The 22,239-nt window shown below is 36.2% G+C and carries 33 protein-coding genes and 3 pseudogenes; 9 read left to right on the forward strand and 27 right to left on the reverse strand.

Annotated elements, in window-relative coordinates:
- The 3 genes from ACLNCP_RS08740 to ACLNCP_RS08750 are packed head-to-tail and all read right to left on the reverse strand — an operon-like array spanning position 1 to position 3,678.
- Positions 1-1,347: a PTS ascorbate transporter subunit IIC gene (locus ACLNCP_RS08740; RefSeq protein WP_000975289.1), complete on the reverse strand. Its 1,347-nt coding sequence runs from the start codon at positions 1,345-1,347 to the stop codon at positions 1-3.
- A gap of 12 nt (positions 1,348-1,359) precedes the next feature.
- Complete coding sequence (locus ACLNCP_RS08745) at positions 1,360-1,644, reverse strand: PTS sugar transporter subunit IIB (RefSeq protein WP_000912473.1); 285 nt, start codon at positions 1,642-1,644, stop codon at positions 1,360-1,362.
- A gap of 3 nt (positions 1,645-1,647) precedes the next feature.
- Entirely contained in the window at positions 1,648-3,678 is a 2,031-nt protein-coding gene (locus tag ACLNCP_RS08750; protein ID WP_023947575.1) for a BglG family transcription antiterminator, read from the reverse strand.
- A gap of 235 nt (positions 3,679-3,913) precedes the next feature.
- On the opposite strand from ACLNCP_RS08750, the pseudogene ACLNCP_RS08755 reads away from it, so the two are divergent.
- The 4 genes and pseudogenes from ACLNCP_RS08755 to rpmG all read left to right on the forward strand — a co-directional run bounded on the left by ACLNCP_RS08755 (position 3,914) and on the right by rpmG (position 5,197).
- Positions 3,914-4,496 (forward strand): annotated as a pseudogene (locus ACLNCP_RS08755) (hypothetical protein).
- 25 nt (positions 4,497-4,521) lie between these two features.
- The gene (locus ACLNCP_RS08760) at positions 4,522-4,698 is read left to right on the forward strand and encodes a PTS ascorbate transporter subunit IIC (RefSeq protein ID WP_078228446.1); all 177 of its coding nucleotides are present in this window, start codon (positions 4,522-4,524) and stop codon (positions 4,696-4,698) included.
- A 151-nt stretch (positions 4,699-4,849) separates the two neighbouring features.
- The gene (rpmF, locus tag ACLNCP_RS08765) at positions 4,850-5,032 is read left to right on the forward strand and encodes a 50S ribosomal protein L32 (protein ID WP_000290417.1); all 183 of its coding nucleotides are present in this window, start codon (positions 4,850-4,852) and stop codon (positions 5,030-5,032) included.
- Between the two features lie 15 nt (positions 5,033-5,047).
- Complete coding sequence (gene rpmG / locus ACLNCP_RS08770) at positions 5,048-5,197, forward strand: 50S ribosomal protein L33 (RefSeq protein ID WP_001265622.1); 150 nt, start codon at positions 5,048-5,050, stop codon at positions 5,195-5,197.
- 208 nt (positions 5,198-5,405) lie between these two features.
- Here the strand turns inward: rpmG and ACLNCP_RS08775 are convergent, their stop codons facing one another.
- From ACLNCP_RS08775 to ACLNCP_RS08805, 7 genes are all read right to left on the reverse strand, one after another.
- The gene (locus ACLNCP_RS08775; RefSeq protein ID WP_224218483.1) at positions 5,406-6,653 is read right to left on the reverse strand and encodes a toxic anion resistance protein; all 1,248 of its coding nucleotides are present in this window, start codon (positions 6,651-6,653) and stop codon (positions 5,406-5,408) included.
- A 21-nt stretch (positions 6,654-6,674) separates the two neighbouring features.
- Positions 6,675-7,481 carry a hypothetical protein gene (locus tag ACLNCP_RS08780; protein ID WP_424844329.1) on the reverse strand — a complete coding sequence of 269 codons (807 nt, stop codon included), beginning with the start codon at positions 7,479-7,481 and terminating at the stop codon, positions 6,675-6,677.
- A gap of 1,156 nt (positions 7,482-8,637) precedes the next feature.
- Positions 8,638-8,808 carry a 16S rRNA processing protein RimM gene (locus ACLNCP_RS08785; RefSeq protein ID WP_261023352.1) on the reverse strand — a complete coding sequence of 57 codons (171 nt, stop codon included), beginning with the start codon at positions 8,806-8,808 and terminating at the stop codon, positions 8,638-8,640.
- 38 nt (positions 8,809-8,846) lie between these two features.
- Positions 8,847-9,089, reverse strand: coding sequence for a hypothetical protein (locus ACLNCP_RS08790; protein WP_261023353.1), 243 nt, complete (start codon positions 9,087-9,089; stop codon positions 8,847-8,849).
- 44 nt (positions 9,090-9,133) lie between these two features.
- Positions 9,134-9,403, reverse strand: coding sequence for a hypothetical protein (locus ACLNCP_RS08795; protein ID WP_020900513.1), 270 nt, complete (start codon positions 9,401-9,403; stop codon positions 9,134-9,136).
- Positions 9,404-9,464: 61 nt separating this feature from the next.
- A complete protein-coding gene (locus ACLNCP_RS08800; protein ID WP_424844330.1) occupies positions 9,465-9,764 on the reverse strand; it encodes a DUF7675 family protein in 300 nt (99 codons plus the stop codon).
- A gap of 364 nt (positions 9,765-10,128) precedes the next feature.
- Positions 10,129-10,317 carry a hypothetical protein gene (locus ACLNCP_RS08805; RefSeq protein ID WP_424844331.1) on the reverse strand — a complete coding sequence of 63 codons (189 nt, stop codon included), beginning with the start codon at positions 10,315-10,317 and terminating at the stop codon, positions 10,129-10,131.
- A gap of 393 nt (positions 10,318-10,710) precedes the next feature.
- Here ACLNCP_RS08805 and ACLNCP_RS08810 point away from each other — a divergent pair.
- The 4 genes and pseudogenes from ACLNCP_RS08810 to ACLNCP_RS08825 all read left to right on the forward strand — a co-directional run.
- Positions 10,711-10,896: pseudogene (locus tag ACLNCP_RS08810) on the forward strand (CPCC family cysteine-rich protein); the annotation flags it as partial.
- Positions 10,897-11,110: 214 nt separating this feature from the next.
- On the forward strand, positions 11,111-11,320 hold the full coding sequence (locus ACLNCP_RS08815; RefSeq protein ID WP_261117600.1) for a CPCC family cysteine-rich protein: 210 nt from the start codon (positions 11,111-11,113) through the stop codon (positions 11,318-11,320).
- Between the two features lie 30 nt (positions 11,321-11,350).
- The gene (locus ACLNCP_RS08820; protein ID WP_261117601.1) at positions 11,351-11,566 is read left to right on the forward strand and encodes a hypothetical protein; all 216 of its coding nucleotides are present in this window, start codon (positions 11,351-11,353) and stop codon (positions 11,564-11,566) included.
- Between the two features lie 660 nt (positions 11,567-12,226).
- Positions 12,227-12,484: pseudogene (locus ACLNCP_RS08825) on the forward strand (tyrosine-type recombinase/integrase); the annotation flags it as partial.
- Positions 12,485-12,840: 356 nt separating this feature from the next.
- Here ACLNCP_RS08825 and ACLNCP_RS08830 read toward each other — a convergent pair.
- The 17 genes from ACLNCP_RS08830 to ACLNCP_RS08910 form a co-directional block, all read right to left on the reverse strand.
- Positions 12,841-13,281, reverse strand: coding sequence for a hypothetical protein (locus ACLNCP_RS08830; protein WP_237447286.1), 441 nt, complete (start codon positions 13,279-13,281; stop codon positions 12,841-12,843).
- Entirely contained in the window at positions 13,278-13,574 is a 297-nt protein-coding gene (locus ACLNCP_RS08835; RefSeq protein ID WP_102211477.1) for a hypothetical protein, read from the reverse strand. Before ACLNCP_RS08835 ends, ACLNCP_RS08830 begins: the two co-directional genes overlap by 4 nt.
- 20 nt (positions 13,575-13,594) lie before the next feature.
- Positions 13,595-14,131, reverse strand: a complete 537-nt coding sequence (locus ACLNCP_RS08840; RefSeq protein WP_237447285.1) for a hypothetical protein — start codon at positions 14,129-14,131, stop codon at positions 13,595-13,597.
- Between the two features lie 170 nt (positions 14,132-14,301).
- A complete protein-coding gene (locus ACLNCP_RS08845) occupies positions 14,302-14,511 on the reverse strand; it encodes a DUF7720 family protein (protein WP_419965964.1) in 210 nt (69 codons plus the stop codon).
- A gap of 330 nt (positions 14,512-14,841) precedes the next feature.
- A complete protein-coding gene (locus tag ACLNCP_RS08850; RefSeq protein ID WP_237447284.1) occupies positions 14,842-15,234 on the reverse strand; it encodes a transcriptional regulator in 393 nt (130 codons plus the stop codon).
- Positions 15,234-15,653 carry a DUF1492 domain-containing protein gene (locus ACLNCP_RS08855; protein ID WP_237447283.1) on the reverse strand — a complete coding sequence of 140 codons (420 nt, stop codon included), beginning with the start codon at positions 15,651-15,653 and terminating at the stop codon, positions 15,234-15,236. The genes ACLNCP_RS08850 and ACLNCP_RS08855 overlap by 1 nt, the downstream gene beginning before the upstream one ends.
- Positions 15,654-15,740: 87 nt before the next feature.
- Entirely contained in the window at positions 15,741-16,241 is a 501-nt protein-coding gene (locus ACLNCP_RS08860) for a terminase small subunit (RefSeq protein ID WP_237447282.1), read from the reverse strand.
- A 48-nt stretch (positions 16,242-16,289) separates the two neighbouring features.
- Positions 16,290-16,496 (reverse strand): hypothetical protein, encoded by a 207-nt coding sequence (locus tag ACLNCP_RS08865; protein WP_045606889.1) that lies wholly within the window; start codon positions 16,494-16,496, stop codon positions 16,290-16,292.
- A 3-nt stretch (positions 16,497-16,499) separates the two neighbouring features.
- Positions 16,500-17,165: a hypothetical protein gene (locus ACLNCP_RS08870; protein WP_237447281.1), complete on the reverse strand. Its 666-nt coding sequence runs from the start codon at positions 17,163-17,165 to the stop codon at positions 16,500-16,502.
- A 97-nt stretch (positions 17,166-17,262) separates the two neighbouring features.
- Entirely contained in the window at positions 17,263-17,532 is a 270-nt protein-coding gene (locus tag ACLNCP_RS08875) for a hypothetical protein (RefSeq protein ID WP_023947507.1), read from the reverse strand.
- Between the two features lie 342 nt (positions 17,533-17,874).
- A complete protein-coding gene (locus ACLNCP_RS08880) occupies positions 17,875-19,329 on the reverse strand; it encodes a virulence-associated E family protein (protein WP_237447280.1) in 1,455 nt (484 codons plus the stop codon).
- Positions 19,322-19,837 carry a hypothetical protein gene (locus tag ACLNCP_RS08885; protein ID WP_237447279.1) on the reverse strand — a complete coding sequence of 172 codons (516 nt, stop codon included), beginning with the start codon at positions 19,835-19,837 and terminating at the stop codon, positions 19,322-19,324. The genes ACLNCP_RS08880 and ACLNCP_RS08885 overlap by 8 nt, the downstream gene beginning before the upstream one ends.
- 8 nt (positions 19,838-19,845) lie before the next feature.
- Complete coding sequence (locus ACLNCP_RS08890) at positions 19,846-20,112, reverse strand: helix-turn-helix transcriptional regulator (protein WP_237447278.1); 267 nt, start codon at positions 20,110-20,112, stop codon at positions 19,846-19,848.
- A 13-nt stretch (positions 20,113-20,125) separates the two neighbouring features.
- Positions 20,126-20,329 (reverse strand): hypothetical protein, encoded by a 204-nt coding sequence (locus tag ACLNCP_RS08895; RefSeq protein WP_237447277.1) that lies wholly within the window; start codon positions 20,327-20,329, stop codon positions 20,126-20,128.
- A 98-nt stretch (positions 20,330-20,427) separates the two neighbouring features.
- On the reverse strand, positions 20,428-20,721 hold the full coding sequence (locus tag ACLNCP_RS08900) for a hypothetical protein (protein ID WP_237447276.1): 294 nt from the start codon (positions 20,719-20,721) through the stop codon (positions 20,428-20,430).
- A 367-nt stretch (positions 20,722-21,088) separates the two neighbouring features.
- Positions 21,089-21,274: a hypothetical protein gene (locus ACLNCP_RS08905; protein WP_237447275.1), complete on the reverse strand. Its 186-nt coding sequence runs from the start codon at positions 21,272-21,274 to the stop codon at positions 21,089-21,091.
- Positions 21,275-21,369: 95 nt separating this feature from the next.
- A complete protein-coding gene (locus ACLNCP_RS08910) occupies positions 21,370-21,555 on the reverse strand; it encodes a hypothetical protein (protein ID WP_424844332.1) in 186 nt (61 codons plus the stop codon).
- Between the two features lie 141 nt (positions 21,556-21,696).
- Between ACLNCP_RS08910 and ACLNCP_RS08915 the strand changes: the two genes are divergently transcribed.
- On the forward strand, positions 21,697-22,185 hold the full coding sequence (locus ACLNCP_RS08915) for a helix-turn-helix domain-containing protein (protein WP_237447274.1): 489 nt from the start codon (positions 21,697-21,699) through the stop codon (positions 22,183-22,185).
- Positions 22,186-22,239: the final 54 nt, after the last annotated feature.

A 22,239-nucleotide genomic window follows, 5' to 3' on the forward strand; every position in this document is an offset into this window, starting at 1 on the left:
TTATTCCTCCTTTGCAGATGGCTTTTTAATAAAGGATACTCCAAACATAACTGCTAGAATAAGAACAAGACCAATAACAATGCCTGCTTGTGAGCCAAATTGATTCAACATTCCTAAAATAATTCCTGATAGACCAAAATCTGCATCTGAGAAAGTTGACCCTTGGAAACCAAGTCCTCCCAAAACTGGCATTAAAAAGACTGGAAGAAAACTAATTAAAATACCTTGTAAAAATGCTCCAATAGTAGCTCCACGAACACCACCAGATGCATTCCCAATGACACCTGCAGTCGCTCCACAGAAGAAATGAGGCACAACACCTGGTAAAATAACAACCGTTCCTGAAGCAATCATAATTGCCATACTTACTAAACCACCAACAAAACTAGAGATAAATCCAATTAGAACTGCATTGGGTGCATAAGTATAAACAATCGGACAATCCAAAGCAGGTTTTGAATTAGGTACAAGACGCTCTGAAATACCTTTAAAGGCTGGAACAATTTCACCCAAAATAAGGCGAACACCTGCTAAAATAACAAATACACCTGCTGCAAATTGACCTGCTAATTGTAAAGCATAAACTAGACCACTTGTACCATTACTGATTTCTTTTTCTATATATTCTGACCCTGCAAAGATAGCTACAATAATGTAAATAACTGCCATAGATAAAGTAATACTAACAGTACTATCACGTAAAAAAGCTAAACTCTTTGGGAATTTAATGTCCTCTGTTGATTTTGATTTGTCACCGATAAGGCTACCAGTGAAACCACTCAACCAATATCCCAAAGAACTGAAATGACCTAAAGCCACCTTGTCATTTCCAGTTAATTGAACCATATATTTTTGTACAAATGCTGGAGAAATACTCATAATAATACCGAGTGCTAATCCTCCTAGTAAGATAAGAGGCAAACTAGTAAAGCCAGCAACTGATAAAATGACCGCAATCATACACGCCATATATAGAGTGTGGTGCCCTGTTAAAAAGATATATTTGAATCGAGTAAAACGAGCGATTAAGATATTGAACACCATACCTGCAAACATAATCATTGCAGTAGCTGAGCCATATGTTGTTAAAGCTACAGCTACAATTGCTTCATTATTTGGTACAACTCCAGATAAATGAAAAGCATGCTCAAACATGGTACCAAATGGATTTAAAGAATTTTGCACAATTCCTGCACCACCAGATACAACTAAGAAACCAACAAAGGTCTTAATTCCGCCTTTAATAATGTCAGGTAATTTCTTCTTCTGAAGAACTAATCCTAAGATTGCAATTAAAGCTACTAAAATAGCTGGTGTACTAACAATATCCAATATGAACTTCATCATGACGCTAGCCTCCTATATAAGTTCTTTTTCTTCACAAATTTTAGTAATTAATTCTCGTAGCTCGTCCATATCAATAATACTATTTAAGATACGAACATCTCCAAGATGACTAGCTGAATCAGCTAGATCACGACCAACAATCCAAATATCAGCTGCATTTGGATCTGCTCCACCTAAATCATAGTGTTCAACTTCTACATCTGAAACATTCAAATCACTCAATACAGATTCAATATTCATCTGTACCATAAAACTTGAACCTAATCCTGAACCACAAGCTGTACCAATTTTTAACATTATCTAATCCTCCTGTTTAATTATCATTTCAATGTCATCATAGTTTTTTGATGATATTAAAGTTTGAACATGATTTTTATCTCTTAAAATTGTTGTTAAATGTGACAAAGCCTTTAAATGACTCTCATTATCAATGGCTGCAATACAAATCAACAATCTTACCTCTTGTTCTGGATTATCCAATAAATAAATCGGTTCTTCCAAAACTAACATTGACATTCCTATTTCATTCACACCTTCATCTGGCCGAGCGTGAGGAATTGCTACTCCCTTCCCTAAATTAATAAAAGGCCCAAACTCTTCTACTTTTTGAATCATTGCCTCAGGGTAGTTCTCAGTTATCTTATGTTGATCCAAAAGCGGTTTAGCTGCTAAACGAATTGCCTCCTTCCATCCTAATTTTTCCGAACTAACCTGATAAGTTTCTTTTGTAATTAATTCTTCTAACAATGGTAACACTTCCTTTCTGTTCATTTCTTGATAGAGATACCTCTTTAATGCTAATTTTAACTCTAATTCTTGTGTGATTACACTATATCGTCTTACTATGCTAATTATCTGATTAAGCTCAATATCTCGATAACCTGTATCTGGGAAATCTTTTGATACCAATTCAACTAACTGTGTTGTTTGTTCTTCCGTCATCATAACAGAAACTAGATAATTTGGCTTCTCTGTATCCACCTTTATAGTAGAAAAAACCATATCATAGTCACTACTAGTTTTCGCATATAAATCATCAATCTTTGAGGTTCCTATAAACTCAATTTGAGGGAATAATGCTAATAGATTCTCTTTTATCATCAATGAAGAACTAATTCCATTAGGACAGATAATTGCTGCTTTATAACATTTTTGAGGCAAATTGTCTGCTTTCTTTAAATATCCTCCAAAATGGATAACAAAATATGCTGTTTCACTATCAGGTATGGGCTTGTCAATAGCGTCCATCAAGGGAGTCAAAGAATCTTTTACTAGTTCAAATAAATCAGGATAATGTTCTTTAACATGCAACACATATTCATTTGAGCTAGGTAAGCCGAACTTTAATCTATAGTAAGCCGGTATAAGGTGGCGGCGAAGATTTTCTCTCAATACTTCTCTTTGTTTAAAATGTAACAAAGAAATATCTTCCATTCTACTTATAATAGCCTCTGTTAATTGATTAAAGTAAACCGGAGCAACATCTACTTCACCTTCAAAGCAACTTGATAATAAAACTGTGACATAGCGATAATCATCCTCTGAAAATACCGTATCTATAATTCCCAAATCAACTACTGTATCTAATAAAATAGTCGTTATATCTTGAATAATAGGAGATACTAATGTCTCTGAAAGACATACTCTTTCAACATCCCTTTGATACCTACATATAATGAATACTAAACCGAAAAGGCAAACTTTTAATTGATTAACAATAGGTACTATCTGTAGCTTTTCATAATAATCTTTAACTACCTGATCAATCAAATCATAAGTTAATGAATACCCCCAACTGGATAAAACATAATCCAACCCCCAAATCCCTATGGAGGATTCCAGCAACTCACTAACCATTTGAAAAGCTAAACGGTGCTTATTCCACTCTGAGCCGTGTAAAGTATAACCTTTTGCTCTACTGTACCCTAGCTCCAAATCATTATCTAACATAATCTTTCTTAATGATTGAATATCAGATAAGGTTGTATTCTTACTTACTTTCAAAAAGTCTTGGTAATGATTATTCGATATAAAATCTAATCGGCAAAAAGTGTAAAGATAGATTAATGCTAAGCGAGTCGACTTTGGTAAAACCAATTCATCCGACTTAATAATATCTGTCAAAGACTGCTTCGTACGATTTGATAAACTATAGCGACCTTGTTTTTTATCCAGCACTATCCCTTTATTAGCTAGATAAGGCACTAAATAATCTATTCCTTCTTTGACTTCCTTTATAGGTAAGCTCACCTTAACAGATAATTCATATAATGATAGCTCACAATGATCCATCAAAGTCATCAAAATAACTAGTGCTCTATAATCAAACATTTCTCTTCCTTTCTAACTACAATTATAGTGTAAAAGTTATAAGAATAAAAGAGTATTTCAGCACAATATAATCTCACTTCCTATAAGTAATTATTGGGCTGAAACTTTTTAGTGATTATTTGTCAACTTTCTATTAATTTTTAAAAACAAAATGATATCATTTAGATATCAAATAACAGAGGTCATTCTTATGACTGAAAAACTAATCAATTCATAACCAAATGGTGTATTAGCATTGATTCTCATTGAGTTGACAATCGTACTTGGTATCTTTATATTTAAAATGGGTGTTGGTTCGGAAAACATTTTTGGAATTATTATCGGACCTTTACTAATCGTAATTGCAACGCTAACTCATGCTGGTTTAAAAGTTGTCAAACCTCAGGAGGCTATGGTTCTGACACTCTTTGGTAACTATACAGGTACCATCAAAGAACCTGGCTTTTACTTTGTCAATCCCTTCAGCGTAGCAGTCAACCCTGCAAACCACACTCGACTTGGACAAAGTGGTGATGTTAGCACAAAATCTCCTTTTTTAGGAGCTAAATCATCAAATGACAATGACTGCTTAGGAAATCCTTGAAGCACGTATCACTTACCTAGCTTATGCTACAGAAATTACTACCATTATTGATGCCCGTAAGATGATTGTAGATGGTGCTGTAGGAATGGTTGAAATGGCACTAGAACGGCTCAATGAAGGGGAATTGGTAGAGCTTGACGAAGAACGAAAAGCTGCTATGGTTTCAAATCTACTAGTCGTCCTCTGTGGTAATCATGATGCACAACCAATTGTCAACACAGGAAGTCTTTACTAAAGATGGTTGAAGCTAAAAAAAGCAGATCCCCCTTCGACTCTCAACAAAGTTATACGCTGCACTCGCATCATGGGCAGAAGATGACTTTCGTTCAGTCAATGGGCAAATCGAATATCTCCTTACAGAATGTGTCAAACAACAGAAGAAAGACGGAAAATACGTATCAGAAACCATTGACGAACCATTTGAGATTGATATTTAACACCTTCTCCTGTCTGCTAGGTCTGACAGGAGAATTTTTTCATCTTTTTTTGTCAAGTAACTTTACTTTACAAAAAAAATGTGTTATCCTAGTATGGTTGATGAAAATCAGTAGATTGAATCGAATATAAATACCTAAAGGAGAAATCAAAATGGCAGTACCTGCACGTCGCACTTCAAAAGCGAAGAAAAACAAACGTCGTACACACTACAAAGTAACAGCTCCATCTGTAAACTTTGACGAAACTACTGGAGATTACTCACGTTCTCACCGTGTATCACTTAAAGGATACTACAAAGGACGTAAAATCGCTAAAGCTGCATCAGCTGAATAATAGAAGGGAGATACCATGCGCGTAAATATTACACTTGAACACAAAGAATCTGGTGAACGCTTGTACCTTACTTCTAAAAACAAACGTAACACTCCAGACCGTCTTCAATTGAAGAAATACTCACCAAAACTTCGCAAACACGTTGTGTTTACAGAAGTTAAGTAAGCATTCAATACGAATCAATACAGAAGAAAAACGCTTAATCAGCGTTTTTTTCTTTTGTTAATTTCAGTTGTTAATTTCAGTACATTGCAACAAAAATCAACCGAATGACTACATTTTTGACTATATTTTTTGTGAAATAAATTAGAGGTTCGAATATATAGAAAAATCCAAAATCCCTTGCAAGCTATACTTACAAGGGACTTGTGTGTTATTCTTGTACTTCTTTCTGAGCGGCCTTGCCTTGGTCTAGAAGGGCTTGGACGATTTTCTCATCGCGTAGTTTGACAGAATCGTTGATCATTTCTGCGGACTTGACGATGGTTGTTTCTAGTTGGGCACGTTTCTGGCGTCCCAATTCAATTGCTGCGACGATACCTTGATTTTGAGCGACCAGACTTTCAGCCAGTTTGGTAACCGATTCGACAGCGACTGTCGGGTTTTGGGCAATTCGTTCCATCTGCGGAATCACTTCCTTGCTGGTTTCAGCTAGCATCTGAAGGGCAGCATTATTGGCATTGACAATGGCATCTGCCACGACACCTGATTTCATTGATTGTTGCAAAATACCAAGTTGGGCAATAGAAAGCTTCATTGTCGGAATCGTATTGCGACGAAGCATGCCCAATTTTTGGCGCATATCAGATGACACCTTCACAAGATTGCGCATCTGAGGTGTTGTTGCCCAGGCAACATAGAGACGGCTGACATACTCAGTGTGCTGTTGTTCAAGGGTATTGACCACTTCAGCCATGCGGGCCAATTCTTGTGACTTGGTTTGGTATTCTACCGTACTTGTATCGAGTTGGTCAGCTTGGGCCTTCAGTTCGGCAGCGCGTTTGCCAGCTTCTGTTTGGCTGGCTTCGATAAAGGAAATCACTCCCACTAGATTTTCAATGGATTTGGTATTGTCCTCAATCAACATCTCAGCTGAGACGATATTTCGAGCTAGCACATCTTCTTGCTTGACCACTGCGGCAGCCATACCATCGAGCTTTTGCTCCACTGTTTTTGAGTCAAAGTAAAATTCTTGTAAGGTATTCTTGCTCTTGTTAAACAATCGTTGCAAAAAGTTTGGCTTTTCTTCTAACTCAGCAATTTCAGCGTTCTTGTATTTAACTACAAAGCCTTGCAACTCACGGTTGGTATTTTTAAGTAGATCATCCACTTGGGGAATCTGCAATTTCTTTTGTTCTGACAAGATACGATTGACCGTATTATTCACACCTTCTACAGCAGATTGTCCAAAATCCAAAAGAGCATTTTGATTTGTGACAAATTGGTCTACTAACTGGGGCACGTGCGCCTTGATTCCTTCTTGCTGCTCAGGGCTCAACTTTTCAAGGAAGGTCAAGGTCTTGTCCGAGCCAGTATTGGTCTCGATGATTTGGGTTGTTTTATCCACCTTAGCTACCGTATTATTGGCAATCTGGTCAATATCAAAATTAAATTCTGTCATGGTTACTCCTTTGTTTCTAACCTATTCTTTACGATCTTTTTCTAGGATACGCAAACTGATATCAAAATCACGCATATCTGTTTCATTGAATTCTCTCAAGACTTGGTCCAGTTCAAGGTCAAATTGTTCGATGGCTACTTTAGCTTGCTCTAAGCGTTCTTCTGCCCGATTATAGTTTTTAGGATTGGCCTTAATCTTCAAATAGCCTTCTAAAATCGTTTGGAATTTCTCCATCTTCAAACTATGAATGGCCGTCAATTCTTCCTTATCCCCCTCGGCAGAGGTAGCAATCTTGTCTAAAATAGCCTGATGGTCAATAGCAATATTGGCCAAGGTCTGGGACAATTCTGGAGCTAATTCCTCTGGCTCCGCATTTTCAAGATCTACCTGACTTTCTCTATCCAAACGTTCTAGCTGAACATCGATGTTTGCCCTTACTGTACGAACCTTTTTGTCAATACGGTTGTAGACATCAGCATCGATATAGGACTTGAGACGATCCGCCTCCTGATGGATTTCCCGCAGTTCGATTAATACTTGATTGGCCAGACTCTTATAGGACTCTGAGCCTTTTTCTACCAAGACTCCCTCTAACTGCTGAATATCTTTGTCCACCTGGCGAATCCTAGCTTTTAAAAGCTCAATCCGATCATCGAGCGAACGATCCTGCAAAAGAGGATAGCGCCAACGTTTATAGAGGCGATAACCACCATAGCCTAGTAGGACACAAGCCGCAAGTGGAAGAGCATATTGGACCAACAAGCCCAGTAAGAACAAGAAGCCCCAAAAATAGAGACAACCTTTCCAAAAACCATTACCTGATTTCATAAACATTCCTTATTTTCAATTTATAAGTCCATTTTAGCACAAAAGAGCAAAATGAGGGCGGAAATCCCCTAGAAAAGAGTTGATTTCTTTGCTGTAGAATGGAACTTGGTAGCGCGTGTGCTAATTTCAGTGAAGCGGACTCAAACCACAAACACACTCTGAGGAATATCAAAACAAAAGCTTGAAATATCGGGGGAGTTGTGTTAGAATGAACTTACAATGTGAGTAAAGTTACAGCATATGTAACTAAAAAAGCCCCACCGTGCCATCGATGGGGTTTTTTGCTACCCTCTTAAAGGGTTAACCATTACTTTTTACGTTTCTTAAGCCATAACTTGAAAAGCTCAGATAACACGTTAATAAGTAACGGAGCTAGAAACACTGTGAGTAAAGTTTCTAACATATGTAACACCTCCCTTCCTTAAAGTGAGGGGGCCAAAATATTATACCATACCAGATTTATATCATCAATATCGCTTATAAATAACAAAAAACAACAAAAGCTTGAAATATCGGAGGGGTTGTGTTAGAATGAAAGCATAAAGGGAAAATAATGCTTCTAGCATATATAACTAAAAAACCCCACCGTGCCACCGATAGGGTTTTTTGCTACCCTCTAAAAGGGTTAGATGTTACTTGCTACGTCTCTTTATCCATAGCTTGAAAAGCTCAGATAGTACGTTAACAAGTAACGGAGCTAGAAAAAGGGAAAATAATTCTAGCATATATAACACCTCCCTTCCTTAAAGCGGGAGATCTAAAATATTATAGTATATCAGATTTATATCATCAACATCGCGTCATTCTTGGAATAGATAGACTTAGATACACAAATAACCTTACTAACAAATCTCTAAACGAACCCAGAAATCAACATTTTAAGACAAAGCAAAAAGCCCCTAGATTCATAGCTAAGGGCTGATTGACTTGCAAGGATAGGCAGGACTGTCGGGGCTCCTGCATTTCTCGACCCACTTATAAGTGGCGCGTTGGTGACAGATTCTCAACCTCTATCCTTCATATCTTCATTATAGCACTTTTTTCTCAACTTTCAATCTGTGCATCTGAATTTATTGTCTATCTTTTTCTCTAGTGTCCTTCAACCATATTGCACTTCCACCTCACTCATGATTTCCAGCAAAGTTTTCCCGTTAATCTATAAAGAAATTAACTCATCAAAAGATACCACTTTATATTCATTATCTCCAAGTACGACTACAATGTCATAAACAGAATTAGGAAAAATACCACATACTTGACCATTATAATCAAAAGAAGCGTCCCAACCATTGTCATACAATGCTTGTAAATCATCAAATATCGCCATAATATATCTTGATTCTCCTATATAAGATATTCCATAACTTATCCAAAGCCATACGAAAACTTATCTGGCAATTCTTTTCCTAACTTAATACTTTTAGTCAAAGTATCTTTGACAAATGAAGTAAATTGCCCTAAATCATCTCCAACATAGCTATATTCCAAAGTAGTTTTATCGACAGTTGCAATACCTCTACAACCTCCACTCACAATAGAATACTGCCTCTTAGAGGTTCCATCTTCTATTTTGTACATCGTAATAATTTGTTTATCAATCTTTATCATTTTTTATTTATTGTAAAATAAGGTACTGGAATTATTCTTGACTCTCAAAAATATAATTGCAACAAGGTATCGAAATCGTCTTCGAAAACATTTTGACTATTCTGTTTTATTTGCTCAATGATTTTATCCTTTTTATCTCTGTCCAAAGGGAGTGTTTCAAACGCTTCTTCTTTTACTAAAAATTCACCATTTTCTCCCTGGAATTCTTTTGTAATTTTTCTAATATGACTCTCGAAATCGATAGATTGAAGTTCTTCGTCGTTGATGTTATCTTCAATCGCATCTAGCAACAAACTGATTGAAATTTTAATCATCTTTAAATACCTTTATTTTCTATTAGCCCTATCTCTAAAAAGTCCAATATAAACGGATTGCTTATAATTTTCTGTCTGAAAAAAAATCTCTCCAAAAAGGATTTTCACTATCAAAAATTTCAACCTCTTCTTCAGTCATATTATAAGGATAGTCCTCAAATAAGTTGTAAATTTTTTTCTGATCAAAGCTCAATAGATGTTCTCCTATAGAATCTATTTTATCAATCCACCATATTTTTGACTCTTCAGTCTCTTTGTAAAAATCACTGTATCCTTCAAGAAAAGATTCTGCTGTAACGGAGTCACACATCCCATCTAGCAACTCTAAATCATCGCATTCATTCTCATTAAAATCTGTCATTATTCTGATTTTTCCTATCATTTCTTATATGTCTTTTATTAAAAAGACCAGATTCTTACTACAATTTCTAATTTATCCGTTAAGCTTCGCTATCCGATCTCCTAAATACCGCCTCTTTATTCATCAAGTCGTCCTCAGTGTAGTCAATCGCAAATGTATCTATTTCTAAGATCGATTTAGGTGGAGTTGAATGAATCATAGGGACACTACGTACCCTATACTCTTTTTTCCAATTCTCACAAACTGATTGATTTTCAAATCTGAAAAATCAGGATTCTCAACAGTAATAGAAACAAGACGATGCGCTATTTTATAAACATCAATTATCTTATTTTTCATGTTTAACTTATCCATAATTATTATTTTAATACTTGTGTTCTTGGTAATCAAAACCAATTTTAGATTTGATACTATCAAATAAATCTAAAATGGATTGGGGAGTGTCATTCTTAAATGATACAGAAGGTTTATCTTGGTCTGGATAAACTTGGTCAATCCACTCATGAATTTGATTATAAAAAATCAACAGCTCTTTGCTTGGTGGTATCATCATATCTAAAACGAAACCTCCTTTACTTTAACTTCATTATAAACTTTCCTATTCTAATATTCAATCAACAAGATACCATTACAATAGCTTTTTAGAAAATGGTAAGTATCCTTTGCTGTCTCTTTAATTCTCATGATTTGATTTCTTATACTCAATGAAAATCAAAGAGCAAACTAGGCAGCTAATCACAGGCTGTGCTTGAGTTCAGCCGGCAAGAAACTAGCACAGTCAAACGTGCTTTTTTTATTACCTAATAATACTACCATACCACATCTGGAATACACACTCAATTATTAGCAATCCCCCTCGGTTTGCAGTATAATGATGGAAAGGTGGATTGATACTCACGGTTCACCAAAAAGACTGGTTTGGCGAGTTTATGAAGGAGGGATTTATATGGATAGATCAAAAAAGACATGGGTAATTGACGGAGAAATATGGCTACATTGCCCTGTTTGCGGAACTGAAGTTATGGACTATGATATCTGTGACGTCTGTCGTTGGCAAAATACAGGTATTATAAATATAGACGGTGGCCCGAATAAGATAACTCTCGCCGAAGCCAAAGAAGCTTACGCAAGGAGAAAAATCGTAAAAATTGAAGAATTTGATACAGTGTTGTTAAAAAACGGTCAAACGGCGACAATTGTCGAAAAGTTAAGTGAAGATACTTTTATTGCTGACATAGGAGATTCCCCGAAAGACTGGGATAGCATTACAATTACAATCAATGATATTGAAAAAGTAGTGTATTGAAATAGCTAATATATTTGTATAGTGTTGGGAGTAACCTTAAATGAATAAGACTGGAAAAGAGAATTTAATTTTCATTGATGGTTGGGAGCATGTGCATTGCCCTGTATGTGGAACTTTAGTAGAAACTTATGATATTTGCGATGTTTGTCATTGGCAAAATACGGGAGCATTTAATATCGATGGCGGTCCTAATAAAATGACGCTTGCAGAAGCCAAAGAAGCTTACGCAAAAGGGATTCCAATAATATAACAGACTATAGTACCACGAAAGGAGAAACTGATGGAACTTATAGAATTTAATAACAAGGTTGTCAGAATCACCGATATTGATGGCCAAATATTTAAAGGTTTAGCTCTTTACGAAGACAAAGATGTCTATGATGAAGAACTTGATGGATTATCCGTTAATTCTGGAACCAGATGGATTAAACTCTTTGAAAATGAAATCAAGAAAGTTGAAATTACTGATAAAATCGACCAGTCAAAAAACCCTTAGATTCGTTTCTAAGGGCTTTTAATTAGGCCTAATATATGTTTTGCTTATACACCACTAAAATACCGTCACGATAGCTTTCAGCAAAGTCTAGCAGTATCTCAGCCTTAAGGCACTCATATTGAGCCTTATCGATGTCTAGCGTCTCGTATAATTGCCATAGCTTTAATCTCTCTCCAGTTCGCCTTGTAAAGAGATTGGCGAATATCTCACGTCCTACATCATACAATCACTTATCTTCGAGTCTAAGTCTAGTCTCTGAATTGCTTTATCAAAATTTTTAATGCTTTTTAGCTTCTCTTCTACTTCGTCAGTGGTCAAGCTGCTACTCCTTTATGATATAATTAGTTTAAAGAGAAGTGAGGTAGAAATGATAGTGTCGCTACACAACTTCATAGTATGAGATGACGGGACAGGCACACCGTCCACTACTCTTGAGCGCTTAGATTTTTCTAAGTGCTTTTTTTGCATTTTCTCGGCATTCGCTCTTGGTTCAAGTCCATTCTCCATACTATTTGGTAAGGAATTAAGAGACATTTTTATCTCTCCTATCTCCTTGTCATTATGCAAGCAATTAAGGCAAGTTATTGCTTTGCTTATCTGCTTATCATTTTGTAAACATCAAATTTAAAATGATAGACTTTTAAACTTCTCTTATTTCCTCAATACCCAAACAATAAAACACTATCAACTCGTTTAAACACACGTTTCAAACATGCTGGTGTACCTAATATTGGATTCCACGGTTTTAGACACACACACGCTAGTCTTTTGCTAAACTCTGGAATACCATATAAAGAATTACAACACCGTCTAGGTCATTCTACACTAGCTATGACTATGGACACTTACAGTCATCTCTCCAAAGAAAAAGCAAAAACAGCCGTCTCATTTTATGAGAAAGCTGTAAGTTCGTTATAAGTGATGACAAAAATGATGATAAACCCAGAAATCAACATTTTAAGATAAAGCAAAAAGCCCACTGTTGTAGGCTTTCTGTAAGATATTTCTTAAAATTAAAGCATTTTGTTATCTTGCAGTGATTAGGTACAAAAAAACAGGCATAAGCTTGCTATAAATCTAACTTGATTTTCTCCAAAACTATTAAATTCAAATAAGTTGAGAAAACATAAAGGGTAACAAAAAAGGACTTAAAATGATGAGTTCAGCAGGCAAGAAACTAGCACGGTCAAACGTGCTTTTTTGTCTATGTAAATAGGAAACTAATATAGAGTTTTCAAATTTTTAGAAAAAAGGGCTAGCATTGTTTTTCAGTGCTAGTCCTTTTCGTGTTTAACATCATCTAACAATTTTAAGATATTTACTGTTGGAATTTGAATAACATCAATACCGAACATCCCTGTCAATGAAGCAATATGAGCTCTTGCATAAGAATACAACATGCTTATCGCATTAGGAAGATACTTAACAAAGACATCCTCTTCTTCAGGAGTATTTTGAGTATCTTCAAAAATACCAACAAGTTTAATTTTTAAATACAGTGGATTTTTTTTCTCTAGATAATCTTCATCAAACAAAGTAACTTCAAGTTCTAACAATCCACAACCTTTATTCTCTCTACTAATTTTTGGAGTCGGAATTATAGAAATATCAACATTTTCAATATTGTCCAAATCTTCAAATTCGTTATTTATATGATAGATAAGTCTTTCAACTCTCACTCCCCTTAATTGTAAGTCACTACCATAAGTACTCATGCTGCAAACTCCATTCTAAAATTTGACGAGCAAATCTCTTTGTTGATTTTTTCTGCTCTCAAAGTCGGATGATATTTTGTAACTGTTTTATTTTCGTTTCCAACTTTTGAAATTAAATTTATACTATACGTCTGATATGATAGTTCCTCAAAATATTCTGACGGCAATTTTAAATTATCATAGGGTATAAATTCGCTTGTTTTGCTTCTTATTCCAGGAGTTGGCGAGTCTATTTCATAATCAAGTTGCAAAAAATCCAATAATTCAAATAAATCTTCTTCATTCTCAAACATAGTATCACCTCACTTTTTAGTTACACACTATGTAACTTTAACTCACAAATATTTATTATATTAGTGTCGACAATATTTAACTGTTTAGCAAGAGGAACAAACCTAGAAGCCCCTATTATGGGATTTCCTGTTGACTTCATTGTTCTACAAACTGCTTTGTATTTTTTATTTCTAAAAACAAATGCATCCAATAGCTTACAATGGAACGTATGCTCATCAATATTACTAATTAAAACACGTTTCCTTTTCAATTCTGTTATGAAATCTCTAGCGAACTCATCTAATTTTTTTAAACCATCGCTTTTGTCTAAGTCTAAAAGCTCACCTTGTTCAAATTCAAATTCGGTTTCAATAACTACTGGTTCAGTATCTTTGTCAGGACGATTCCCCTCCGCCCATCTTTTTGCCCGTTCAAAATCATCAACAAAGAAATACACTCCATTCCCTAGCCAATGATCATCTCTTTTATCAAAAGAAAATTTTTCTGTTTTTATAATACTTTCATAATTACTCAAACCTGTACCATGAAAAGCTAGCACATTCACTTCATCTCCCAACCAAACTGTAATACTCCTATCACTATTATATCATATATGTCAAGTACTATATGTTGTGATGATTATTATTTTTAGCACAAAATAATCCGTCTCATTTACTTGATTGTTAATATATTTCTATTTAAAAAGTTTAGCTTTTGATTCACTAAAATTCTTAAAGGGTTTAATCATTAAATAAATTTCATACTATTTTTCTCCATTTCATGCATTTGTACCGAATGAAGTACTAGATCACGATACTTCCAAGTCGATACCAGGTAATCTAGCAACTCTTTAGCTTCTACCTTGAAATCTAATAAGAGTAATAACCTAACCTTGTATTCATTCTTTAGTATCGATACACTATAAGACACTTCTCCCCAATGTTCAAAACCTAGCATTAGTTACTTCAATGCTTAAGTTCAATATTTAAAATACTCATTTTTCTTCTTCTACTTTATTATTCGCAAAAGGAAAAGAAAAAGCACTTAGATTTCTCTAGGTGCTGGAATAGGCGGGACGGGAATTCCCCGCTTTTCAGATACCCCAAGGGTGCGTAGTTCCCGATATTTCTCTACTTCTATTCTTTATCTATATTATACACCTTTTCTAGTCCTTTTCAACCACAAAAGCCCCCAGATTCGTTTCTAAGGGCTTTTAGTTTATCCGTGGTGATTTTAGTTATCTAGTGCGAAACAAAGCAAAATAGGGGGTGAATATGAAGCCTTAGCCTACTTATACACTTCTAACTCTCCGTTCTGGTGGATTCTCGCAAAGTTTAAAACAGCTATCTGTTTGTATCGGTGATAACTAGTGGAGCTAGTACCTGCCATTTCTACGCATTCGCTCATTGTTTTCTTTCTCATATAGCAATAATGGATAATAAAGTATTTTCTGGCTCGCTTGTTCTCTATGCTGTTAATGTCGTGGGCGAATATTTCCAACCCCTCACGGATTGCTTTTTCATGCTCACCGCTCAAATTCCACTGATCAGGTAAGACAAGTTTCCAAGTCTCTTCATCTATCCTAACTTGGTTTTCACTCCCTGCCATCCTCTGGAAACGTAGAAAGTAAGCCATCCGCTCTCTAACGTTCATCATCGTTTTAAAGTTATCCAGCTCCATTAGTTCGCTCCTTCCACCTTGCTCAAGTGTTCTATAGCTTCCTGCTTTACTCGATATACTGAGGTGGTAGATTTTCCTATTTCTTCAGCTACCTCCGAAGCTACAAGATTATTCAAGTAAAAAAATCTTAGAACAGAACGCTCAAGCGGATTGGCCAGCTTATCAATCAGCCTAGATATTTCCATTCTCTCCTCAGTAAGTCGCTCAATCCTCTGAAGCGTATCCTCTTTTAGTTTTAGAACACTTATAAGGTTATTCTCTGCTGTATTTCCCCTGCTTGTTTGTACTCTGCTATGGCTTAGTGTTGGCTTTTCGATAATACCACCTTCCAGGGCCTCCAATTCCAAATATAAGCCTTTGATTTCCTTGCTTATCCACTTAACGCCCTCTAGTTTTTCTTTTACCTGCTCTGGTGTCATGCCTCGGCCTCCTCTATGATATAATATTTTTATAGGATATATCACAAAGGAGTCAGCCCTGTGCTGGCTTTTTTTCGTATTCTAAGGCTATTCTTTTGGGTTCTCGTCTTTCCAGACGAATTCAGTCATTGCGGCCATAGCCTCTATAAATCCATCATCCTTAACTGGAGTTTCTTGATGGATTTTATTCTTAATCACACTTATTTCTGCTCGCAATTTCTCGTCCAACAACTCCAAATCACGAAAAGCGCTATTATTCATCCCATGCAAAGCAGAAAGAAAGGCATTGAAATTGCTAGGCTTCAGTCCACTTTCAATAATTTCAGATTTAGCTTTATTTTTTAGCCATTCATATTCATTAAAAGCCTGTTCTCTTGACCACAAAGCACGGTTTGAAAACTCTTTTAATAACTCTCTGTACCTTGTATTAACCTTATACTCTTTCAGCAACTTACTAGCCCTTGAATCTATCGTACTATCAGCCATCTTTTGGGCGTTGTATGCCTCTTTATATGCTTTTCTTTGAGATAGTCCAGCCACTAGTCCTTGGACAAATTTTTCTTGTCTTTGCGTTAACTTATCTGTCACATTAGTTCACCTCCTTAAGCGACAAAAAGGGGAAAACCTCCCCTTGTCTTAAGCGTTATCTTGCTCTTTCTCAGCTTTTAATACTGATTCTTCTACGTTGTAGTCAATGATTGCACCAATAGCATCACCATCTTCAATGTATTTAAAATTATAACGCTCATACTCTGGATGTGCTTGCTGGTGTTCTTCCATTAATTTGAAGAGTTCCACAATCGTTGGTACTGGTTCAATTTTGTGTCTGATTTGTCTCTTCATCTTTTAAAAATGCCCTTTCACATCATTGTAAGTATTTCCGAAGGCTCGCACATAAACTTCTCTTAAGAATGGTTCAACTGGGTAGACTGGTTCGTATCTAACCCTTCCATCGGCTGGCGAAATAATAGATCCCCCTGTGCTGAAAGTAAACTCTCTCTTACCTTTTCCAACTTTGTAAACCATAGCATGGTAAAGGGCTTGAAGTTTATCTGAATCTGCTCTAAATTCGTCATCGATCTGGTCAATCTCTCGTAGCAAATCCACGGCTTTATCATAAAGCGCCTTATGCTTTTTGTCAACCGTTGAATCTAGTTCATCGATTTTTGTCTTAAAATCTTCAAGACTCATAAGTGTTTCATTGTGCAAGTCTTCCAGCTTTTTAGCATTCTTTTTTAATTTACTTTCAGCAATCCATAAGTTATCCTTGGCATTGCGTAGCTTGTCTTTGTCTACTTCATCAACCGCTTCATCATGTTCACGTTGGGCGTTCGCTTGATCTTGAAGCAACTGTGTTTTTTCTCGTTCAGCCTCAGCAATCGCATTTTCATTCTGTGTGATCAATGCGTTTACTTCCTTAGTGATTTTATCTAGTGCTTTATCCATTTTTTGGGCTAGTTCTTGGCGCTTTTGCGCTTGTTCAATGTTGTTTGTGTTTTGTGTGTCTGCCATCTTATTCTTTCCTTTTCTGTTGTTTTATTAAGTTTTAGAGTGCTAGATCCAGTCACGGGGTCTCTATTGTAGTTCATCTGCTTATATCCTCTCCACTCTATTCCTCAACTTCTTCATCTATTGGATTTTCGCTATTCTTGAAAACTTCACAAATGCGTTTAAAGTTGATATCTAGATTGTTATCCTCCAAATACTCAGCGATAAGCGTTCCGTTTTCCTTATATCTTAGTTTAATAGCTGGCACTAGATAAGTACCTCTCATATATCCAAATAAAGCTAGTCCTGCTATTTGTGCGTCTTCTAGGTCTCCAAATTCATAAGTAAATGTATGTTTTGGTGCTGTTTCTGAAAATGCTTTTAATGTCATGTTGTTTTTCCTCTTTCTGTTTTAAGGGTGTCACTAGTAGTTACACCATCGCAAGGGGGTCGGTACTATCTACCCCATTTTGCTTTAGGTTTTAGGCAAAGTGTAGCCGTTTTTGAATATCTATTGGCTACGCGTTCCGCCTTACAGCCCCAAGGGTTTTCGCCTTGTGTAGCCGTGTAGCCGTTTCATCTCAAAAAAAATATATAAATAACGCATTAGGTATTTAATTATATATACTTTTATAAAATATATATTTTGGCTACATTTATATTAAAAAGTCAGTAATATCAAGGGTTTAGAGGTGTAGCCGTTTTTTTATCTTTTGGCTACACTGTCTACACTTTATTTTTTTATTTTAGCAAATCCACGCTTGACGCTTTTACCAAATCTAAGGGAGTCCCTCGATTCCCAACCCTCTTTGTTTTGCATGAATTTCTTAACCTTATTTTTATCTTTAGGGTTGGGGGAATTGTTCAAATAAACCTCGGAAAAGAATATATTTACTGTCAACTTGTCCCTTTCCACCAGTTCCCCATACTTTCCAGTATCTAGATGAATCTCTACGCCATTAGCGCCCATATGATAGCCGTGGTTCATCATGTCATGAATATAGTAGTGTCTTGTACTGTCTGTTGCTGGGAATTGATACATATTTTTAGGGTAGGGAGTTTCTAAATAACGCTCAACATCCTCAAGGATTTCATCTACAAACTTGTAACGGCTTCTAACCTCATTTACTAGCTTTTCCTGCTCGTCTGTCAGGTTCAAGACTTGGTTAGCTCTCCAAGTCATCACCATAGCACCCCAAAAGGCTCTACGGTCTTTTTCTGTCCACTTCCTGCCCTTATAATTGGTGTCTTTGTGGACTTCTGCAACCAAAAAGCGCCTTTCTCCTGTCAAATCGTTCAAATAATCATGGTCATTGGTTGCCCTCACAATAATAAAACTCTTAGGTAGTCGCCTATCACTGGAGGCGTAAGGCGGTCTAAACTCTAGCTTGGTTTCTGTGATGAATTTCTTCAATTCTGAAAAACTAGCCTTTTTGCTGGCCACCATCTCATCATCAAATACACACCAGTTTCTGACCATTCTAGCCTTATCATCTTTATCTGTGAAGGTCTCAACGGTTGTAAAATACTTGTGAGTAAAAAGCCCCTCAAAAAATTGGGTCTTTCCTACTCCCTGCCTTCCAGTCAAGTCCAGTACAAAGTCAAACTTGATGGTAGGGTCAAACACCTTGGCAACCGCTCCACGGAAAAACAAGTCCATGATAATACGGTTATATTCATCATCCTTAATATTGAGATAATGCCTTAAAATATCAAAGGGATCACGCTGATTCACTAACTCTTTATACTCACTTTCGCAAGATTCCAGATAGTCTTTTAAGGGGTTGTAGCTGTGTTCTCCAGCCACCACTTCCAAAATATCCGCTATGTCAGGCTTTTTATAGTCCAGCTTGTACTTGGTAGCAATATAAGCCCTAATCTCTCTGATAATCAGGTCATCGATTGCACCGCTCAGGGTTCTACCGTTTAGCTTCATTGGTCTAGTCACGTCGATTTCATAAGTGAAGACGTTGTACTGTATAGCCCCTTTTAGCTTGCTATCTCCGCTCAAAATCTTCTTGAGATTATCCAAGTTGACTGCAAAGCCATCACCTCTTGCTCTCTTTGCCAAGTTCAGGCTATTGTGTTCCTCATCGGTCTCCCTTGCTTGGGTCAAGTCCACCACTTCAGGCGGTGCTTGTTGCTTATCTTCTTCAATGATTTTATTTACAATGTCATTGCTATTCAAAAGCCACCTCCTTATAAAATATTCTTGCTACTTCTAAGAAATAGCTTGCTAGGTCTTTGCGTTTAACGATTGCTGAAAACAAATCCACTAACTGACTAAAACTATAGCCATTCACAAATAGCAAGCGGACAAAAAGTGAAGTCTCATATCTGGTATAAATTCCATTACAAATCAGGTCAAAAATCCAACCTTTTAACTCCACTCCAATCCCCTGCCGTTGCTCTGCCAATTTGTTTACCTCTAAATCTTTCAGGATTTTCAGCAAGTCAGGGCTGGACAAAGCAATATCTAAATCTCTGACCAATTCCCAGCCCTCTACTGCCTCTTTTTCGTCTTTGATAGACACATATAGGTCTTTGTATTGAAAACTCGTCAACGCCTCGTCTATAGGTTCATAATAGGTAAATTTGTAGTGTTCCCCATTCTTCCATACTTGAGTAGGATTTGACTTGAGAAAGCCAAATAGGGGCATTTTCTCAACGGATATAGTCAACTCTATTATTCTCATTACACCTCCTAATCTACTGCAAGAAAATTGTAAACATCACTCTTGCGGTAATAAACTTTCTTACTACTTTCAAATGGGGAACGTAGTGGCCGAAGACCTTCTTTTTCCCAATTATTTAAGGTAGTTCCACTAATACCAAGTTTTTTGAGTAAGTCAGGCCTAGAAATCAAGTCCCAGTTATCATCACGTTGCTTTTCAAGTTCCATCCTTTTAGCTAAGTGATCTCCCACTTTCTCCAGTAATTTAAGTTCTGCTTCTCTTGATAATAGTTGCATATTACACCCCTTTCTAATTATGAATCTTACCAGCAAGCTGGATATAACGGCCGTAGTAAGGGTTCAAATCCTCTCTAGGTGTTTCTATCGTCTGTTGGTTTTCTCGCTCAAATTGGGCACTTTTTTTGCGGTCTCGGTGGTTTAGGTAAAGCAGTAAGCCAATCAGTACCACCATAAAGACAATCGATTGTGTATTGGTCAAATCTAGTTCATTCATGTTATGCCCTCGCCTTATAGTTCTTGATAAATTCCGCTTGTTTAGTTTGTTCCATATTCAGCAAGTCGTCTTCGGCTTGTGCCATTTCTTTAATATCTTTAGTCATGGTATGCCTCCAGCTCTTTAGCGTCGTCATTGTTCAAAAGCAAAAAGGCTATTTCATTTAGACGATCGTATAGCTTTTCATTCTGGGCGTATGCTGTATCAGTGTATTTTTTAGCAAGCCATAAGAACGTGGTTGTATCTTTCTGTAGTGCAAACTCAAGCCCTTCAAGAGCTAGGTTATTCATTTCTAAAACATTCATGATGTCGGTTAATTCGTTCCCTAATTCTGCTAGTTTCTTAGCCGATAATAGAACTTGTTGGCTTGATGTTACTTTTTTTGTTGTCATGTTTTTTACCTCTTTTTCTATCTTTTTATACTTGCCACGATGGCTTTTTAATGCTTTTTTTTCTTGCCTACAGCCTCACGCTCTCGGTCGCCAAATTTCTGAGTGTGGGGCTTTTTGAGTTGTTTCTTATACAGGATATCCTCACGCTCAGACTCGCCAAATTGAAAGCGTGAGAAAGTACCAGTTTAAAGAGTTGGCGCTCTATGCGTTTCAAAACCTTTTCTAATTGCTTGCCTGCCATTAGTTGTTATTGATTGAATAGTTGATTTTTGTTATAATTGAGATATAGAAAAATATCTATATTCTTGATCCAGTCGCTTGCTTCTGTCGCCAAACGTTCAGCAAGTGACTTTTTTTGTTGTCGTTTTTAATCTTCATGTCTAGTTTTTTTATAAATCAGTTGACGATTTTCCACTAACTCAGCGATAAAAGTTAGGTTATTGGCCGTATTTTCTATTAAGTCGTCAAGCACCCCTTTATTTTCAGGTAATGCCATAGCTTCAGCCACACTCACGGCATCATCTAGCCATGTTTTAAATTCTTTAAAGTTCATTTCTTTTCTCCTTTTTTGTTGTCAATCCCCAGTGGTAAAGCACCACATGAGAAATCTGTAAATGTAAAGTAGTATTGCGATTGGGTCGCTCCTTTCTAATAATCTTCAGCAAGCCACTGCATGGCTTTTTGATAAATGCTAGGTTTTACTTCACCACCGTCTCGGATTTTGCGATAAGTAACAGGGTTTATTCCTATTTCCTCACTTGCTTTTTTAGCAGTTAAATTCTTATCGGTTTGTTTCCGTCGGATTGCTTTTGCTTGTGTTGAGGTGATAAGCAATATATTTTCTCCTTTCTTAACTAACTTTTTCGTTAGTACAAGTGTAGTTTACTAAAATAAAAGTTAATTGTCAAGGATTTTTTAACATTTTCGTTAAAAACTATTTTCGTTGTGTTATAATTAGATTGAGGTGATAAAAAAATGAATAAACTACAGGAACTACGAAAAAGCAATGGTGATACTCAAAAAGATCTCGCTAACCTACTCGGAGTTTCAGAAATGACCATATCGCGATGGGAAAAAGAAGATAAGCTAGAAATAAAATACGACTATACTAAAAAACTAGCCGAATATTTTGGTGTGAGTGTAAACTACTTACTAGACATTAAAACCAAAGCTGAATATAGTTCTTTTAATGATCAAGAATATCAAAACGAATTAAAAAAACTAGCGTTCTCGCTAGCACATCTGGAGTTGCTTATCTCAGATTCTCAAATAAAACATCTGCACGCCTTATTGAAAGGTATGTCTAACGATAATACTTTACTGAACGATGTAAAAACCGTTAAAAACAAAGACAAATACTACACTGAAATTTTAAAAAGAAACCGTGAGTATAATTTGTTGAATGAGATTAAAGAAGATACTGAACTACTAGAAATACTAAAACTACTGAATGAGAAACTCTAATAAAACTCTTGAAATACAGGAATTCTCAAAATACAAAAACTCCCCCATATTCGC

It is taken from the genome of Streptococcus sp. CL6.35 (assembly GCF_049737915.1).
Lineage (GTDB): Bacteria > Bacillota > Bacilli > Lactobacillales > Streptococcaceae > Streptococcus.

What these genes read in the sequence shown, in the direction of transcription:
- ACLNCP_RS08855 (WP_237447283.1), bottom strand. Translation starts at nt 15,653, where the DNA reads ATGACACCAGAGCAGGTAAAAGAAAAACTAGAGGGCGTTAAGTGGATA.
- ACLNCP_RS08890 (WP_237447278.1), bottom strand. Translation starts at nt 20,112, where the DNA reads ATGCAACTATTATCAAGAGAAGCAGAACTTAAATTACTGGAGAAAGTG.
- ACLNCP_RS08885 (WP_237447279.1), bottom strand. Translation starts at nt 19,837, where the DNA reads ATGAGAATAATAGAGTTGACTATATCCGTTGAGAAAATGCCCCTATTT.
- ACLNCP_RS08750 (WP_023947575.1), bottom strand. Translation starts at nt 3,678, where the DNA reads ATGTTTGATTATAGAGCACTAGTTATTTTGATGACTTTGATGGATCAT.
- ACLNCP_RS08895 (WP_237447277.1), bottom strand. Translation starts at nt 20,329, where the DNA reads ATGAATGAACTAGATTTGACCAATACACAATCGATTGTCTTTATGGTG.
- ACLNCP_RS08830 (WP_237447286.1), bottom strand. Translation starts at nt 13,281, where the DNA reads ATGAGTACTTATGGTAGTGACTTACAATTAAGGGGAGTGAGAGTTGAA.
- ACLNCP_RS08785 (WP_261023352.1), bottom strand. Translation starts at nt 8,808, where the DNA reads ATGGCGATATTTGATGATTTACAAGCATTGTATGACAATGGTTGGGAC.
- ACLNCP_RS08875 (WP_023947507.1), bottom strand. Translation starts at nt 17,532, where the DNA reads ATGACATTAAAAGCATTTTCAGAAACAGCACCAAAACATACATTTACT.
- ACLNCP_RS08835 (WP_102211477.1), bottom strand. Translation starts at nt 13,574, where the DNA reads ATGTTTGAGAATGAAGAAGATTTATTTGAATTATTGGATTTTTTGCAA.
- ACLNCP_RS08815 (WP_261117600.1), top strand. Translation starts at nt 11,111, where the DNA reads ATGAATAAGACTGGAAAAGAGAATTTAATTTTCATTGATGGTTGGGAG.
- ACLNCP_RS08790 (WP_261023353.1), bottom strand. Translation starts at nt 9,089, where the DNA reads ATGATAAAGATTGATAAACAAATTATTACGATGTACAAAATAGAAGAT.
- rpmF (WP_000290417.1), top strand. Translation starts at nt 4,850, where the DNA reads ATGGCAGTACCTGCACGTCGCACTTCAAAAGCGAAGAAAAACAAACGT.
- ACLNCP_RS08905 (WP_237447275.1), bottom strand. Translation starts at nt 21,274, where the DNA reads ATGAACTTTAAAGAATTTAAAACATGGCTAGATGATGCCGTGAGTGTG.
- ACLNCP_RS08870 (WP_237447281.1), bottom strand. Translation starts at nt 17,165, where the DNA reads ATGGCAGACACACAAAACACAAACAACATTGAACAAGCGCAAAAGCGC.
- ACLNCP_RS08820 (WP_261117601.1), top strand. Translation starts at nt 11,351, where the DNA reads ATGGAACTTATAGAATTTAATAACAAGGTTGTCAGAATCACCGATATT.
- ACLNCP_RS08805 (WP_424844331.1), bottom strand. Translation starts at nt 10,317, where the DNA reads ATGATGATACCACCAAGCAAAGAGCTGTTGATTTTTTATAATCAAATT.
- rpmG (WP_001265622.1), top strand. Translation starts at nt 5,048, where the DNA reads ATGCGCGTAAATATTACACTTGAACACAAAGAATCTGGTGAACGCTTG.
- ACLNCP_RS08915 (WP_237447274.1), top strand. Translation starts at nt 21,697, where the DNA reads ATGAATAAACTACAGGAACTACGAAAAAGCAATGGTGATACTCAAAAA.
- ACLNCP_RS08745 (WP_000912473.1), bottom strand. Translation starts at nt 1,644, where the DNA reads ATGTTAAAAATTGGTACAGCTTGTGGTTCAGGATTAGGTTCAAGTTTT.
- ACLNCP_RS08740 (WP_000975289.1), bottom strand. Translation starts at nt 1,347, where the DNA reads ATGATGAAGTTCATATTGGATATTGTTAGTACACCAGCTATTTTAGTA.
- ACLNCP_RS08900 (WP_237447276.1), bottom strand. Translation starts at nt 20,721, where the DNA reads ATGACAACAAAAAAAGTAACATCAAGCCAACAAGTTCTATTATCGGCT.
- ACLNCP_RS08845 (WP_419965964.1), bottom strand. Translation starts at nt 14,511, where the DNA reads ATGCTAGGTTTTGAACATTGGGGAGAAGTGTCTTATAGTGTATCGATA.
- ACLNCP_RS08800 (WP_424844330.1), bottom strand. Translation starts at nt 9,764, where the DNA reads ATGACAGATTTTAATGAGAATGAATGCGATGATTTAGAGTTGCTAGAT.
- ACLNCP_RS08850 (WP_237447284.1), bottom strand. Translation starts at nt 15,234, where the DNA reads ATGGAGCTGGATAACTTTAAAACGATGATGAACGTTAGAGAGCGGATG.
- ACLNCP_RS08865 (WP_045606889.1), bottom strand. Translation starts at nt 16,496, where the DNA reads ATGAAGAGACAAATCAGACACAAAATTGAACCAGTACCAACGATTGTG.
- ACLNCP_RS08775 (WP_224218483.1), bottom strand. Translation starts at nt 6,653, where the DNA reads ATGACAGAATTTAATTTTGATATTGACCAGATTGCCAATAATACGGTA.
- ACLNCP_RS08795 (WP_020900513.1), bottom strand. Translation starts at nt 9,403, where the DNA reads ATGATTAAAATTTCAATCAGTTTGTTGCTAGATGCGATTGAAGATAAC.
- ACLNCP_RS08780 (WP_424844329.1), bottom strand. Translation starts at nt 7,481, where the DNA reads ATGAAATCAGGTAATGGTTTTTGGAAAGGTTGTCTCTATTTTTGGGGC.